Origin of the sequence: Luteibacter rhizovicinus DSM 16549, from assembly GCF_001887595.1 — a bacterium.
In the GTDB taxonomy this organism is placed as follows: domain Bacteria; phylum Pseudomonadota; class Gammaproteobacteria; order Xanthomonadales; family Rhodanobacteraceae; genus Luteibacter; species Luteibacter rhizovicinus.
Genome location: NZ_CP017480.1, coordinates 1,496,833 through 1,510,811, shown reverse-complemented (window position 1 = coordinate 1,510,811; position 13,979 = coordinate 1,496,833). Strand labels below are relative to the sequence as shown.

Below are 13,979 nucleotides of genomic sequence, written 5' to 3'. Positions count from 1 at the left end.
CATCGATTCCCCTGTCCCCCGAGTGGCAGGTCGAAAAAAGAGCTTGAAAATCATCGCCCTGGTCGGTCTGGTCGTCGTGGTCGCTCTGTATGGCGCCCATTGGTGGACGACCGGCCGCTTCATCGAAGACACCGATGACGCCTATGTCGGCGGCGATATCACGGTGATCGGCTCCAAGGTTCCCGGCTACATCCAGACCATCGCGGTCACCGATAACCAGGCCGTCCACAAGGGCGACCTGCTGGTGAAAATCGACGATCGCGACTACAAGGCCGCACTGGAGAAAGCCGAGGCGGCCGTGGCCGCACAAGAGGCGTCGTTGCGTAACCTCGATGCCGTGGCCCAGTTGCAGCACAGCGTGATCGCGCAGACCCAGGCCGGCCTTTCCGCCGCCCAGGCCGAAGCGAACAGGTCGAAGCTCGACGATCAGCGCTACCGTGACCTTGCCGGCCGTTCGGCTGTGTCCGTGGAAAGCGCACAGCGTGCCCAGGCGGACTTCCAGACCGCCCATGCGGCGACCGACCGCGCTTCCGCCGCGGTCCAGGGGGCCCAACGCCAGCTGGACGTGATCGACACACAGAAGCATCAGGTCGAAGCCGCACTGAGCCAGGCTCGTGCCGAGGCCGACATCGCGCGCCTCAATCTTTCCTACACCGAGTTGCGCGCACCGGTCGATGGTGTCATTGGCAATCGTCGCGCGCGTGTCGGTACGTATGCGGCGGCCGGCAGCCAGATGCTCGTCGTTGTACCGGCCCACGGCCTCTGGGTGGATGCCAACTTCAAGGAAGACCAACTGGCACGCATGCACGTAGGGCAGGTCGTCGACGTCCGCGCCGACGTGCTGCCGGGAAAGACCTTCAAGGGCCACGTGACCAGCCTTGCACCGGCTACCGGCGCGCAGTTCAGCGTATTGCCGCCCGAGAACGCCACGGGCAACTTCACCAAGATCGTTCAGCGCGTGCCGGTTCGCGTCACGCTGGACGGTAACGACGGCGATCTCGGCACCTTGCGTCCGGGCCTCTCCGTGACCACGACGATCGACACGAAAGCGCCATGAGCCCGATCGCTCATCTCACCCAGGGCCAGAAGGTCTTCGCCTTCGCGAGCATGTGCCTCGGCATGTTCATCGCGCTGCTCGACATCCAGATCGTGTCCGCTTCATTGCGTGATATCGGCGGCGGTCTCTCGGCGGGTGCCGATGACACGGCATGGGTGCAGACGAGCTATCTCATCGCCGAGATCGTGGTGATTCCGCTGTCCGGTTGGCTGAGCCGTGTGTTCTCGACGCGCTGGTTGTTCGCGGTGTCCGCGGCCGGCTTCACGCTCACCAGCCTGCTTTGCGGCCTGGCCTGGGATATCCAGAGCATGATCGTGTTTCGTGCGCTGCAGGGCTTCCTCGGCGGCTCGATGATTCCGATGGTGTTCACCACGGCCTTCGTGTTCTTCGAAGGCAAGAACCGCGTCGTGGCCGCCGCGACGATCGGCGCGCTCGCCTCGCTGGCGCCGACCCTCGGGCCAACCTTGGGTGGCTGGATCACCGATCACTATTCCTGGCACTGGTTGTTCTTCATCAACCTGATTCCCGGCGCGTTCGTGACCATCGCCGTGCCGATCCTGGTCAAGATCGACGAAGCCGATTTCTCCCTGCTCAAGGTAGGTGACTGGCTGGGCATCGCGCTCATCGCGGCCTTCCTTGGCTGCCTCGAGTACACGCTGGAAGAAGGCCCGCGCTGGAACTGGATGCAGGATGCGACCATCCGCACGACGGCATGGATCACCGCCATCTCCGGCGTGTTGTTCGTCTGGCGCGGCCTCACGGCCGAGCATCCGGTGGTGGACCTGCGCGCGCTCAAGGACCGCAACTTCGCGCTCGGCTGCTTTTTCTCTTTCGTCACCGGTATCGGCCTGTTCGCGACCATCTATCTCACGCCGCTGTTTCTCGGTCGCGTGGAAGGCTACAGCGCACTACAGATCGGCAAGGCGGTGTTCTCCACCGGCGTGTTCCAGATCCTGACCATCCCGATCTACTCGATGCTGGCCAACCGTGTCGACCTGCGCTGGTTGTTGATGATCGGGCTGGCGTTGTTCGCCGCCTCGATGTTCGAGTTCACGCCGATCACGCATGACTGGAGCGCGACCGAACTGCTCTTTCCGCAGGCGCTTCGCGGCATGGGCCAGCAGTTGGCGGTACCGCCGACGGTGACGCTCACCCTGGGTGGCTTGTTGCCGTCGAAGCTCAAGCAGGCCTCCGGCTTGTTCAACCTGATGCGCAACCTCGGTGGCGCGATCGGTATCGCCGCCTGCGCCACGATCCTCAACGACCGAACCAACCTGCATTTCTATCGCATGGCCGAACACCTGACGCCGGCCAACGAAGCCATGAACAACCTGCTACCCGACCCGGCGGATACCGAGAACTACACCGCCGCGCTGCACTCGCTCTGGCAACTGACGTTCCGCGAGGCACAGACGCTGACTTACAGCGACGCCTTCCTTTCCATCATGGTGTGCTTTGTCATCGCAACGGTCATGGTGCCGTTGATGCGCAAGGTGCAGCCGCCCAAAGGACCTTCCGCCGATGCGCACTAACTTCCTCTTCGCCCTGCTGGCCGTGGGGCTCGCAGGTTGCACGGTCGGTCCCGACTACGTCAGGCCGAACGTCGCCACGAATCCGACTTGGCATGAGGCCGATGCGCTGGCCGCCCGGCAGATCGCCGCGCCGGCTCCGTCGCTCGATGCCTGGTGGAAGGGTTTCAACGACCCCGAACTGGTCACCATCGTCGATCGCGTGATGGCGCAGAACCTCGACCTCGCGGCTTCGACCGCACGTGTCGAACAGGCGCGGGCCGCCGCGGCGCATGCGCAGGCCGATCGCATGCCGAGCGGCAGCCTCAACGCGGACGTCGTCCGCCAGCACCAATCCACGAGCAGCCCGCTGGGCAAGATCGCCAGCGCTTTCCCGGGCTACGAGCGTGCGCAGACCATCCAGGACGTCGGCGCGGGCGCGAGTTGGGAACTGGATCTCGCCGGTGGCCTGCGTCGCGGCGCCGAAGCGGCCGACGCGGAGTACCAGGCCGCCGAAGCCAGCCACGTGGGTGTGCGTATTTCCCTTGCCGCGGAAGCTGCGGATGCCTACTTCCGGGTTCGCGGTGCGCAGGAGCGCATCGCCATTGCGGAGGAGCAGATCAAGAACGAATCGGGCCTGGTCGACCTGGTTCGCCTGCGCGCGGAGCATGGCGTCGGTACGGCGCGTGAAACGGCGCAATCCGAGGCGTTGTTGTTGCAGGCCCGGGCGACGATCCCGCCGCTCAGGATCGAGTTGGAGACGCAGCTGAATCGTCTCGACGTGTTGATGGGCGCTCCGCCAGGCACCTACGCCGCGGAGATTGGCGCCGCCAGCAAGTCATACGTCGTGCCCGGCGTGGATGCCGCCGGTGGTCCCGCCGCCTTGCTTCGTCGCCGTCCCGACGTGATTGCTGCGGAGCGCGAGCTCGCCGCCAGTAACGCACGGATCGGTGTCGCCGTATCCGAGTACTACCCCTCGATGTCGCTCTCCGCCTTGCTAGGCTTCAGTACGCTCGGTAGCGGCCACCTGCTTACGGGTGCTGCCTTCCAACCGCAGGGCGCGCTCGGCCTGCACTGGCGCCTCTTCGACTTCGGCCGCGTCGACGCCGAAGTCCAGCAGGCGAAAGGCGCCAACGCCGAGGCCCTGGCGAAGTATCGCGCGTCGATGCTCCGGGCCACGGAAGACGTCGAGAACGCCATCGTCTCGCTAAGCCAACTCGAGGCGCAGCACGCCCTGCTGACCGACGAAGTGGATGCACACACCCGTGCCCGCGATGCGGCACAGGATGCTTACAAGGGTGGGGCGGTCAGCCTGATCGAGGTGCTCGACGAAGACCGTCAGCTGCTGGCCTCGCGTGACTTGCTGGCGCAGGTGCACGCTAACGATGCGCGCTCTGCGGTCGCCGCTTTCCGCGCGCTCGGTGGTGGCTGGGACGCGCCGCACGACGATGTCGCCACCACGGAGCACTGAGCCATGCGCTACGACAAGGATCACAAGGACCAGACCCGCCAGCGTATCGTCGAGACCGCCGCGCTCCGCTTCCGCGAACACGGTATCGAAGGCGAGGGCGTGAAGTCGCTGATGGCAGCGGCCGGGCTCACCAACGGCGCCTTCTACAACCACTTCGAGTCGAAGGAAGACCTGACGCGCGAGGCGGTGACCGCGGCACTGAAGGAGCGCGTCGCGCGGCTGCAGCACTGGATCGACACCGGCGAAGGTCTCGGTGGCCTCATTCGCAGCTACTTCTCCATCCGTCATCGCGATAACCCGGGGCATGGCTGCCCTTCATCCGCGGTAGCAGCCGAGGTGGCCCGTCATTCGGATCCGGTACGTGAGGCATTCACGATCGGGGTGAACGAGTTCCTCGAGCTCGCCGCCACCCAATGGCCATCGCTGCCACCTGATCAAGCCCGGTCGCGTGCGATCGCCCTCTACGGCCTCATGGCCGGCACCATGCAGGTGGCCCGCGCCACCCATGATCCCCTGGTGTCCGAGGAAGTGCTGGCCGCCGGTCGCCGCGCGGCACTCGAACTGGCGGGTATCGAGGCTGACGAGGGATAATCGGTTCCTCGACTTACGCAGGACCGGGCCATGGCCGTCGCGACCGCCGAAAACGTCGGCAAGCGCTTCTCCCTCGAACAGATGCTCGGGGCCCGCGAACAATCGTGGGTCGCCTTGCGCGACATCGCGTCGCGCATCGTGCCGGGCATGAGCGAGCCAGAAGCTGTTGAACTCGCCGGCGAACGTCTTGCCGCTGCCGGCATGCAGCGCATCTGGCACCCGAGCATCCTCCGCTTTGGCGCCAACACCCTGAAGACCTTCCGGCAGCGTTCCGCACCGGACACGGTGCTCGCGGAGAACGACATCTTCTTCATCGACCTGGGCCCGGTTTTCGACGGCCACGAGGGCGATGTCGGTGACACCTTTGTGGTCGGCAATGACGCGACGATGCACGCCTGCGCGAACGCATCGCGCGAGCTGTTCTCGCGCACCGAGGCACGATGGCGCGAAGGTGTCACCGGCGTCGCGCTGTACGACTACGCTACCGCCGAAGCGGATGCCATGGGCTGGCGCCTCAACCACGCCACCAAGGGCCACCGGGTCGGCGACTATCCGCATGCGGTACACAAGGCGGGTGCACTCGGAGGCTTCGATGCCGTGCCGGTGCCGGGGTTATGGATCCTGGAGATCCAGATTGCGCATCCGACCTTGCCGATCGGTGCGTTTTACGAAGACTTGCTGATGGCGTGAAGGGACAATCCCCTACCCAGATCTCAGAAACATCCGCATTGCGTAGCCCTTTTGTTGCAAGTATCTTTCGTCTTGAGCGCGCACCCGGCTCGGCGTTCGTCCGCCCCTAGGGGTCCTCACCAAGAGTGGGATAATCAAGAGATTCCGGTGTACGGGGCCCCGCATTCGTGCGGGGCCTTCGCTTTCTTTGAGCCCTTGGTCAAACCCAGGGTGCGATGTAGCAAGACCTGAAAGCGAATGAGCTTCTCCCTTCCCTTGCGGGACTTGGGTGTTGCGTAAGCGCTCTGCACGATGAGTCGGACACACGGTCGCTCCGACCCGGCATGCTTTCCGGACCACCGCCGCAGTACGAAAAATCTTCGGTAGTCACATGGCGCCTCTTGAAGCGTTATGTCTGCAACGCTCAGGTAGTTGTCATTGCGCGCGTGATAGCACTTTCGCGACGGTAGATCCTTGATGACCTCGGGAAGTCGGTGCGACAACGTGTAGCGGAGGTCGTCGAACGTCCGGCACTCACGCGCATTGGTGTAGATCGTCGCGACGGCGTCGGTGGCACATCGGCCACGGGTGAAGGTGTGCATGGAGAAACCGACTTCAAGATCGAGGTCGATCTCTCCCGAGGTTGCAGATGCCGGCAACGTGATCCTGACCCTGAAGGGATGCAGATGATTCAACGGACGCGCCTTACCCGATGCCTCGACGTAGGGCTGCCACCTCATCAGACCTGTTGCCCAGTTCACTCCCATCGACGAACCCCACTCGGTAAAGCCAGTAGTGGGGCCTATCCGTGTCGCTTTTCGTTATCGGCGCTTTCGGCGATGTGCGTCAGGAAGACGCTCAACGTTCACACATGCGACGCAGAGGCGGTGCTGTCTCAACGGACGGCGATGTATGCAACGACTTTGCGTCTGTCCGCTTTTCTCAAATCGCAAGATTGCGCGATCCGGCGATTTGTTCCATCATTGGAATGATAGTCATTCGCAATTGAGCTCGGACCGAGGGAGAAGGACCCTCCGCCGACCTATAGGACAACACCATGATTTTCCGCAGGAAATCGCTGCCGCTCCTGATCGCCGGGGCGTTGCTCCCGCTTGCCTCGCAGGCTCAAAGTCAGCCGCTTCAGGCTGAGCCGGTCGCCCAGATTTCGAGCGACAAGGCGGTCCAGCTCGCTCCCGTGGCGGTCCAGGGTCTCAAAGCCGACGAGGGTTACACGCGCTCTGACGCCAGCAGCGCCACCAAGACCGACACGCCCATCATCGAAACGCCGCAGGCGATCTCGGTCATCTCGAATACCCAGATGATCGACCAGGGCGTGCTTACGGTGCAGGATGCGCTGCGCTATTCGGCGGGCGTGCGTGCCGATGCTTACGGGGTGGACAGTCGTGGCGACGATGCCTTCCTGCGCGGCACGTCGTTCACGCAGTACCTCGATGGCCTGCGCCAGTTTTTCGGCAACGCCTATGCGCGCACCGAGCCGTATTTCCTCGATCGCCTGGAGATCGTTCGTGGGCCGTCGTCGGTGCTCTACGGCCAAGGCACGACGGGCGGCCTGATCGCGCTGACGTCGAAGCGTCCGCAGTTCACCCCGAGCCGCGAAGTGGACGTTCAGTTCGGCAACAACGCGCGCAAGCAGCTTGCCTTCGACTTCACCGGGCCGCTCGATGAGGCCGGTCACTGGGCTTATCGGCTGATCGGCGTGGTGCGCGACGCGGATGCGCAGGTCGCGCACGTTCGCGATGACCGCAAGGCCATCGCGCCATCGATCACGTGGCAGCCGGATGCCGACACGAGCTGGACGCTGCTCGCCAACCTGCAGTTCGACCGCAGCGGATCGACGCTGAACTTCCTGCCGCATGCCGGCACGCTCCTGCCCAATCCGAACGGACGCATCCGTACCGATCGCTTCGTGAGCGAGCCCGGCTTCGATCGCTACAACACCGACCAGCGCTCGATCACCTCGCTGTTCGAGCATCGCTTCAACGATACGTGGAAGTTCGTCCAGAACGCGCGCTATTCGCACGACAACGTGGACTACCGCTCGCTTTACCCGAACGTGTACTCGAATCCGTCGTACCCGTTCCTCGACGACGCGCAGCGCACGGTCTCACGCTATAGCTATGTCTCGATCGACAGGCATAAGCGCCTGACCACGGACTCGCACGCCGAGGCCGACATCGATCTGGCCGGCATGCATCACCGTATCCTGATCGGCATCGACCTCGCCCATTCGCATACGGACTCGCGCCAGGGTAACGGCTTCGACGAGGTGCCCTTCGATCTGTATGCGCCCGTCTATGGCAATGGCTTCGTCGCCCCCGACATCTTCCCGGTGGCCTCGAGCCGCACGCGCCAGACCGGTGTTTACCTGCAGGACCAGATCAACTGGGGAGAGCACTGGATCGGCACGGTGGGTATTCGTCATGATCGGGCCACCTTGACGACGGGCGACACACGCTCGGTGGATAACGCCACGACGGCCCGCTATGGCGTCATGTATCGGTTCGACAACGGACTGGTACCGTATGTCAGCTATACGGAGTCGTTCCAGCCGCTGGATAGCCTGGACTTCTATAACCGCCCGTACGAGCCACTCCGTGGCAAACAGTACGAAGCGGGCGTGAAGTACCAGCCGGTCGGCAGCGCCACCTTGATCACGGCGACGTATTACGACCTGCGTGAAGAGAATCGTCTGGCGCCGGATCCCACCAACCCGCTGAACCAGGTCCAGGCCGGTCGCGCGAGGACGCGCGGCGTGGAACTCGAGGCCTCGACGCGTGTCGCCAGTCACGTCGACCTCATCGGGACCTATACCTGGACCAAGGCACGGCCCGACGACGGCACGATCGTCGCCGGACTGCCGAAGAACCAGGCCTCGGCATGGGGCGTGTATCACGTCGACGATGCGGATGGCGATGGCCTGAGTTTCGGCATCGGCGCGCGCTACATCGGCGTGAATTACGATGAGACGGGCACGCTCCGTGTGCCCGACAAGACGCTGCTCGATGCGATGGTTGCCTATACGCAGGGTCCGTGGCGATTTGCCGTCAATGCGGCCAACGTCACCGACCAGGCGTACAACGCGAGCTGTCTCGCGCGCGGCGATTGCTTCTATGGTCCGCGGCGCAGCATCGTCGGTTCCGTACGCTATCGATTCTGATACGCCGTCGTCCCCTTTGGACGGCCAGACCGGCTAGGATCGATGGTTCGATAACGTCGAACCGGAGATCGCGATGGGGTTTCGCAAGATGATCGGCAGCGCGGCCATGGCTGCGCTGCTGTCCACGGGTGCGCTGGCTGCACCACCTCCCGGCTATTCGGGGAACCCGGTGTTTCCCGGATGGTATGCGGATCCCGAGGCCGCGATATTCGGCGACCAGTACTGGATCTATCCGACCACGTCGCTCGCCTATAGCGAGCAGGTCGGATTCGACGCATTTTCCTCGCCCGATCTGGTGCACTGGACCAAACACGCCGACGTGCTCGACATGAAGGCGATCCCCTGGGCGAAGAAAGCGTTGTGGGCGCCAGCCCTGGTCGAGAAGGGCGGCAAGTACTATTTCTTCTTCGCCGCCAATGACATCCAGAACGACAAAGAGCTGGGCGGTATCGGCGTGGCGGTGGCCGACAAGCCGGAGGGACCGTTCAAGGACCTGTTGGGTAAGCCACTGGTCGGCGCCTTCCATAACGGCGCGCAGCCGATCGACCAGTTCGTCTTCCGTGACGACGACGGCACGTATTACATGATCTATGGTGGCTGGAAGCACGCCAACATCGTCAAGCTCAAGCCGGATTTCACCGGCGTCGAGCCGATGGCCGATGGCACGGTGTTCAAGGAGATCACGCCAAGCCCCGAGTACGTCGAAGGCCCGCTGATGTTCAAGCGCAACGGGCACTACTACTTCATGTGGTCCGAAGGTGGGTGGGGCGGACCCAACTACTCGGTGGCTTACGCGATCGGCGACTCACCGATGGGACCGTTCAAGAACATGGGGACGATCCTCAAGCAGGACCCGAAGGTTGCCACCGGTGCCGGGCATCACTCCGTCTTCCACGTGGCCAGCGACGACAGCTGGTACATCGTGTACCACCGTCATCCGCTCGGCGACACCAAGGCCAACGACCGCGTGACCTCGATCGATGTCATGTCGTTCGACAAGGACGGAAAGATCCTTCCGGTGAAGATCACCAACGAAGGCGTCAAGGCGCATCCCCTGCGCTGATCCGCTCAGTGGATCGTCACGATCACCTTGCCGGCCGGGCGGCCGCTCTCGACGAGGTCGAGGGCGGCGTTACCATCCGCCAGTCGAAAGCGTTGCGCGGAGAGCACGGGCCGTAGCTTGCCCGTGTCGGCCAGGCGCGTCGCTTCAGCCATGATGTGGCCGTGCTGTTCGCGTCCGTTGCCGGTCAGCAGCGGCATCAGCGTGAACACGCCCGAGTACGTCGCGGCACGGAAGGACAGCGGCGCGAGAGCATGCGTGCCCCAGCCGAGGCTGCTGACGACGTGGCCGCCATAGCGGCGCGCGGCGACGAAGGAGGCGTCGAGCGTTGCGCCGCCGAGGGTGTCGTAGACGATGTCGAAGCCGTCGCCCTGCGTGTTCTCGTTGACGATGGCCTCGATGTCCTTCTCGTGGCGGTCGATGGCGGTCGCACCCATCGCGGCGATCGTCGCCAGCTGGCTGGCGCTACCGGTCGCCACGACACGTGCGCCAAGCGCCACCGCCAGTTGGACGGCCATGCTGCCGACACCGCCTGCCCCGCCGTGCACCAGCACGGTCTGTCCGGCCTGGATCTTCGCGCGATCGACCAGCCCTTCCCAGGCCGTGATGAAGCCGAGCGGCAGCGCGGCCGCGTCTGCGAGGGGCAGTCCCGAGGGGGCGAGGGCAAGGAGTCGCGCATCGACACTCGCGAACTCCGCCATGGAACCCTGCACCCCGCCGACGCCACCGGTCATCCCGTAGACGGCATCGCCTGGTGCGAAGCCCTCGACGCCTTCGCCCACGGCTTCCACCGTGCCCGACATATCGATGCCCAGCACGGCAGGCGCCGGCTGGCGTGCGTGCGCGGCCTGGCCGGCGCGGATCTTGGTGTCGAGCGGATTCAGGCCCGCGGCGAGGATGCGGACCAGTACCTCGCCTGGGCCGGCGATCGGTCGCGGAAGCTGCACGAGGGTGAGGGGCGACCCCGGTGCATCCAGGCGAAGGGCTGACATCGGACGTGAGGTGATCATGCGGAGCTCTGATGGGCGACGGCGTCGTCCTTGGTTCCTAAGGTAGTCCCTCGTTCGTGCATGGAGAATCGCCAGGATTGCACGACATCCATGCATAAATGCATGATGACGGCATGGAATGGAGCGATCTACGCATCTTCTTGGCCGTGGCCCGCAGCGGCACGCTTGGCGCCGCTGGCCGCGAGCTCGGCCAGACCCAGCCGACGATGGGCCGGCGTATCCGCGCGCTCGAGGCCGCCTTGGGGCAGACGCTGTTCCAGCGGACGAGCGAAGGCTTCCTTCTCACCGACGAAGGCGCTGCCGTGCTCGCCCATGCCGAGCGCATGGAGTCCGAAGCGCTTGGCATCGCCCGTGCGGCCAGCGGTCGACCCGGTGAACTGGACGGCAGCCTGCGCGTGTCCTCCTCGGACTGGTTCGGTTCGCACGTGCTCACCCACGCGGTCGCGTCGATGCATCGACGCCATCCCGCGGTGACGATCGAGCTGGTCACGGATGCGCGCCTGCTGAGCCTCGCGCGGCGCGAAGCCGACCTCGTGTTTCGTATCGCGCCCTTCGACGAGCCGGATATCGCCCAACGAAGACTCCTGCACATGCCGTATGCGGCCTACACAGCGACGACGGGCGACGACACCTCGCCACGCCAGCGCATCACGATGGACACGGCCTTCGGCGACATGCCCGATGTCGCGTGGTTAGCCGCGCGCCTGCCAGGAAGCGCGGTCGCGTTTCGTAGCAACAGCCGCGAAGCGCAGGCGCGTGCCTGCGCCCTCGGTGTCGGCATCGCCGTGTTGCCTTGTCCGCTAGGCGATGCGACGCCGGGTCTTCGCCGTATCGATCTGGGCGATGAGGCCCCGGGTCGCGATGTTTGGCTCGGCTATCACACGGACCTGCGCCATCTGCCGCGTCTGCGTGCCTTTGTCGAAGAAGTGCTTCGTGCGACGACGGCGCTGTAGCGCCGCCACTGCCTGCACCTGTGGGAGCCGATTCATCGGCGATGCTTTTCGGTCTCACCGCTCCGTAGGCTTTTCGCCGCTGAAGCGGCTCCCACACGTGCCTGTTCGCCGATGAATCGGCTCCTGCAGGAGGCCGACTTACTTTCTGACGTCGTCGACGATCTCGAGGTGTGGGAATGCCTTGCGCACGCACGCCACGTAGTCTCCGGGTTTCAGCCCGGAAAACGGTGTCTGGTAACCGACCAGCTTGCAGCCGGCCTGTTCGGTCCAGTTGTTCTCCCAATAAATAGGCAAGGCCCCGGCACCCCCCTCGGCAAACTGCTTCATGCCCTTGCAGCCGAGCACTTCATCCGCCGGAACCGGCACGCCCAGCGTCGCGGCGAAGGCGCGGTAATACGTGATGCGATTGGCCGACTGCGCATGTTCGGCGCTACCGCCGCATTCCACCCCGCCGTTGATGATCTGCGTGGTTATGCCGAAACCCGGCACGAGGCCTGCAGAGCGATCCGCTTCGTTGGGATGCCAGGTGCCGTCGATCACGTGCAACATCGACGGCTTGGGCGGCTGCGGGTAGGTGAAGAAGAAGGTCGCGCTGGCGAAGTTGAGCCAGGTGTCCGCCACACGCTCTGGTGCATCCAGCAGCGAGCCCACATCGCCGTACATCGCCTCGGAGAAGGGACCGTAGTTGTAGTTGTACGAGAGCTGCTTCGCGCCGCGACCGAAGTAGCTCTTGAACGCACCATCCGGGTAGGTGCCGCACGGCCAGGTCTCGGCAATCCAGCCGTCGACCTTGCACTCGCCGTTGTAGCCGTCCCGTGCACCCTCGTTCCAGCCCATTTCGCGTACATACGCGAGCGCCTGGCGGTATTCCTCGATCGGACGCCAGGATTCGTGTGCACCAGTTTCCTGGGCGAAGTGCGCGAACATCGTCGCCAGCGTCTTGCGGCAGATGGCATCGGCGTCGCGACCGTCCTTGTAGTCGTCGCAAACGGCCGGGAACTTCGCGACGGCCTGGAGGAATCCACGATAGGTGTACTCCGGCGCACGCAGCGGGAAAAGGTAGTCGAATCGAGTTTCGTCGACGATCGCTTCGACGCGACGCACGTTGACCGGATTGTGCGACCGTCCGGGCGCCACGGCTTCCACGCTGGCGTTGTCCAGCGTGCGAATGGACGCCCTTACGGCGGCCATCAGCGCATCGGCGGTGAGGCGCGCTTCATCGGCGAGCAGCTCGCTCAGCAACACCCGGCCCGGCTGGCCAGGATCCGGTTTGCCTGGGTCGACCGGGTCGCCGCCGGGACAGCCGGTCGGTGATCCCTGCCCGGTGCGTTCCCACGGCGTATCCCAGGGATTCGCGGCGTTATCGACTTCGGCGGGCGTGTGACCGGCTTCCACCCACCACTTGGCCCGGAAGCGGTCGTTCTTGTAGGTGACGACGCAGTTCTCGGTATAGGTGCGGTGCGGATCGTAATCCAGCGCAAGTGAGACGCTGGGTGCCGCGAGCGCGGCGAGTGTGGCGAGCGCGAGGGTAGGGCGGATCGCCCGGTGGTGCGGGATCTTCATGTTGGCCTCCATGCGGCGATGTCTTCTGGATGCGCTGCGCCATGGCAGTGCGTGACCAGAGTATTCGGCCACATTTGGCGGCGAATATCGGATATGTCTGATTTCCCGTGGCCATCTGCGCGCGGAGCGCAGCACGGCGTCACTTTCAGCAAAGCTGTGAATTTCAACGAGTACGCGACACGCCGCACCGCACCATGACAACCGACATTTCAACCCGCAAGGATTGGTTACAATCGGCTCACGGGCAGGGGACGACGTCCCCGATGGGAGTAAGTGAGCATGCGTTACGAGAAAGGTCACAAGGAGCAGACTCGACAGAAGATCGTCGAAGCCGCCTCCGAACGTTTTCGTGCCGACGGTATCGATGCCGTCGGCGTGGTCAGCCTGATGAACGACGTCGGCCTGACCCAGGGTGGTTTCTACAACCACTTCGGGTCGAAGGAAGACCTCGTCCGGGAGAGCGTCGCCAATGGTGCCAGCAGCGCCGCCGAACGGATGGCCGCGCGCATCGCCGCCTCTCGCGGCGAGGGGTACCGGGCGCTGGTCAACGGGTATCTCTCGGTGGACCATCGCGACCATCCGGAGACTGGCTGCGTCGCCGCGGCACTGTCGGCCGAGATGGGCCGCCGGCCCGTCGAGACCCGGGCCGCCTTCACCGAGGGCTTCAGCGAGATGGTCGATGTGATCGCCGGCACGCTGCCGGATACGGTCCGCGGCAAGCGTCGCCGCACGCTGTCGATGGCGGTGTTCGCCTCGATGGTTGGCTCGTTGTCGCTGTCGCGCGCCGTGGCCGAGCCGGCCCTGTCGGACGAGATCCTTGCGCTGGGCCGTCAGTCCGCGCTGGAATTGATCGAAGCGGGTTGACCTCCACGGCGGTGGTTTGGTCCAAATACGTGGATTCCGGCCGCATGCAAAGCGT

The 13,979-nt window shown here is 64.5% G+C and carries 11 protein-coding genes; 9 read left to right on the top strand and 2 right to left on the bottom strand.

The genetic code is table 11. The features are described 5' to 3' along the window. The first annotated feature begins 43 nt into the window (after positions 1 to 43). The 7 genes from BJI69_RS06920 (at position 44) to BJI69_RS06885 (ending at position 9,537) form a co-directional block, all read left to right on the top strand. Positions 44 to 1,057 carry an HlyD family secretion protein gene (locus BJI69_RS06920; RefSeq protein ID WP_244465183.1) on the top strand — a complete coding sequence of 338 codons (1,014 nt, stop codon included), beginning with the start codon at positions 44 to 46 and terminating at the stop codon, positions 1,055 to 1,057. Continuing rightward, positions 1,054 to 2,589 (top strand): DHA2 family efflux MFS transporter permease subunit, encoded by a 1,536-nt coding sequence (locus BJI69_RS06915; protein ID WP_046965799.1) that lies wholly within the window; start codon positions 1,054 to 1,056, stop codon positions 2,587 to 2,589. Before BJI69_RS06920 ends, BJI69_RS06915 begins: the two co-directional genes overlap by 4 nt. Beyond that, positions 2,579 to 4,036: an efflux transporter outer membrane subunit gene (locus BJI69_RS06910; protein ID WP_046965798.1), complete on the top strand. Its 1,458-nt coding sequence runs from the start codon at positions 2,579 to 2,581 to the stop codon at positions 4,034 to 4,036. The genes BJI69_RS06915 and BJI69_RS06910 overlap by 11 nt, the downstream gene beginning before the upstream one ends. Before the next feature lie 3 nt (positions 4,037 to 4,039). Then, complete coding sequence (locus BJI69_RS06905) at positions 4,040 to 4,627, top strand: TetR/AcrR family transcriptional regulator (protein ID WP_046965797.1); 588 nt, start codon at positions 4,040 to 4,042, stop codon at positions 4,625 to 4,627. Positions 4,628 to 4,657: 30 nt separating this feature from the next. After that, a complete protein-coding gene (locus BJI69_RS06900) occupies positions 4,658 to 5,317 on the top strand; it encodes a M24 family metallopeptidase (RefSeq protein WP_046965796.1) in 660 nt (219 codons plus the stop codon). 1,036 nt (positions 5,318 to 6,353) lie between these two features. After that, positions 6,354 to 8,474, top strand: a complete 2,121-nt coding sequence (locus BJI69_RS06890) for a TonB-dependent siderophore receptor (RefSeq protein WP_046965794.1) — start codon at positions 6,354 to 6,356, stop codon at positions 8,472 to 8,474. Positions 8,475 to 8,547: 73 nt separating this feature from the next. Then, positions 8,548 to 9,537 (top strand): glycoside hydrolase family 43 protein, encoded by a 990-nt coding sequence (locus tag BJI69_RS06885; protein WP_078023085.1) that lies wholly within the window; start codon positions 8,548 to 8,550, stop codon positions 9,535 to 9,537. 5 nt (positions 9,538 to 9,542) lie between these two features. On the opposite strand, the gene BJI69_RS06880 is transcribed toward BJI69_RS06885, so the two are convergent. After that, a complete protein-coding gene (locus BJI69_RS06880; RefSeq protein WP_046965793.1) occupies positions 9,543 to 10,544 on the bottom strand; it encodes a zinc-dependent alcohol dehydrogenase family protein in 1,002 nt (333 codons plus the stop codon). 113 nt (positions 10,545 to 10,657) lie between these two features. Between BJI69_RS06880 and BJI69_RS06875 the strand changes: the two genes are divergently transcribed. Beyond that, positions 10,658 to 11,497: a LysR family transcriptional regulator gene (locus BJI69_RS06875; protein ID WP_181016746.1), complete on the top strand. Its 840-nt coding sequence runs from the start codon at positions 10,658 to 10,660 to the stop codon at positions 11,495 to 11,497. 138 nt (positions 11,498 to 11,635) lie between these two features. Here the strand turns inward: BJI69_RS06875 and BJI69_RS06870 are convergent, their stop codons facing one another. Beyond that, positions 11,636 to 13,060 carry a chitinase gene (locus BJI69_RS06870; protein WP_052766990.1) on the bottom strand — a complete coding sequence of 475 codons (1,425 nt, stop codon included), beginning with the start codon at positions 13,058 to 13,060 and terminating at the stop codon, positions 11,636 to 11,638. A gap of 279 nt (positions 13,061 to 13,339) precedes the next feature. On the opposite strand from BJI69_RS06870, the gene BJI69_RS06865 reads away from it, so the two are divergent. After that, a complete protein-coding gene (locus BJI69_RS06865) occupies positions 13,340 to 13,924 on the top strand; it encodes a TetR/AcrR family transcriptional regulator (protein WP_046965791.1) in 585 nt (194 codons plus the stop codon). Positions 13,925 to 13,979: the final 55 nt, after the last annotated feature.

Excerpts from the sequence above, each read along its gene's own strand:
- BJI69_RS06915 (WP_046965799.1), top strand. The coding sequence starts at position 1,054 with ATGAGCCCGATCGCTCATCTCACCCAGGGCCAGAAGGTCTTCGCCTTC.
- BJI69_RS06900 (WP_046965796.1), top strand. The coding sequence starts at position 4,658 with ATGGCCGTCGCGACCGCCGAAAACGTCGGCAAGCGCTTCTCCCTCGAA.
- BJI69_RS06890 (WP_046965794.1), top strand. The coding sequence starts at position 6,354 with ATGATTTTCCGCAGGAAATCGCTGCCGCTCCTGATCGCCGGGGCGTTG.
- BJI69_RS06865 (WP_046965791.1), top strand. The coding sequence starts at position 13,340 with ATGCGTTACGAGAAAGGTCACAAGGAGCAGACTCGACAGAAGATCGTC.
- BJI69_RS06875 (WP_181016746.1), top strand. The coding sequence starts at position 10,658 with ATGGAATGGAGCGATCTACGCATCTTCTTGGCCGTGGCCCGCAGCGGC.
- BJI69_RS06880 (WP_046965793.1), bottom strand. The coding sequence starts at position 10,544 with ATGATCACCTCACGTCCGATGTCAGCCCTTCGCCTGGATGCACCGGGG.
- BJI69_RS06910 (WP_046965798.1), top strand. The coding sequence starts at position 2,579 with ATGCGCACTAACTTCCTCTTCGCCCTGCTGGCCGTGGGGCTCGCAGGT.
- BJI69_RS06870 (WP_052766990.1), bottom strand. The coding sequence starts at position 13,060 with ATGAAGATCCCGCACCACCGGGCGATCCGCCCTACCCTCGCGCTCGCC.
- BJI69_RS06885 (WP_078023085.1), top strand. The coding sequence starts at position 8,548 with ATGGGGTTTCGCAAGATGATCGGCAGCGCGGCCATGGCTGCGCTGCTG.
- BJI69_RS06905 (WP_046965797.1), top strand. The coding sequence starts at position 4,040 with ATGCGCTACGACAAGGATCACAAGGACCAGACCCGCCAGCGTATCGTC.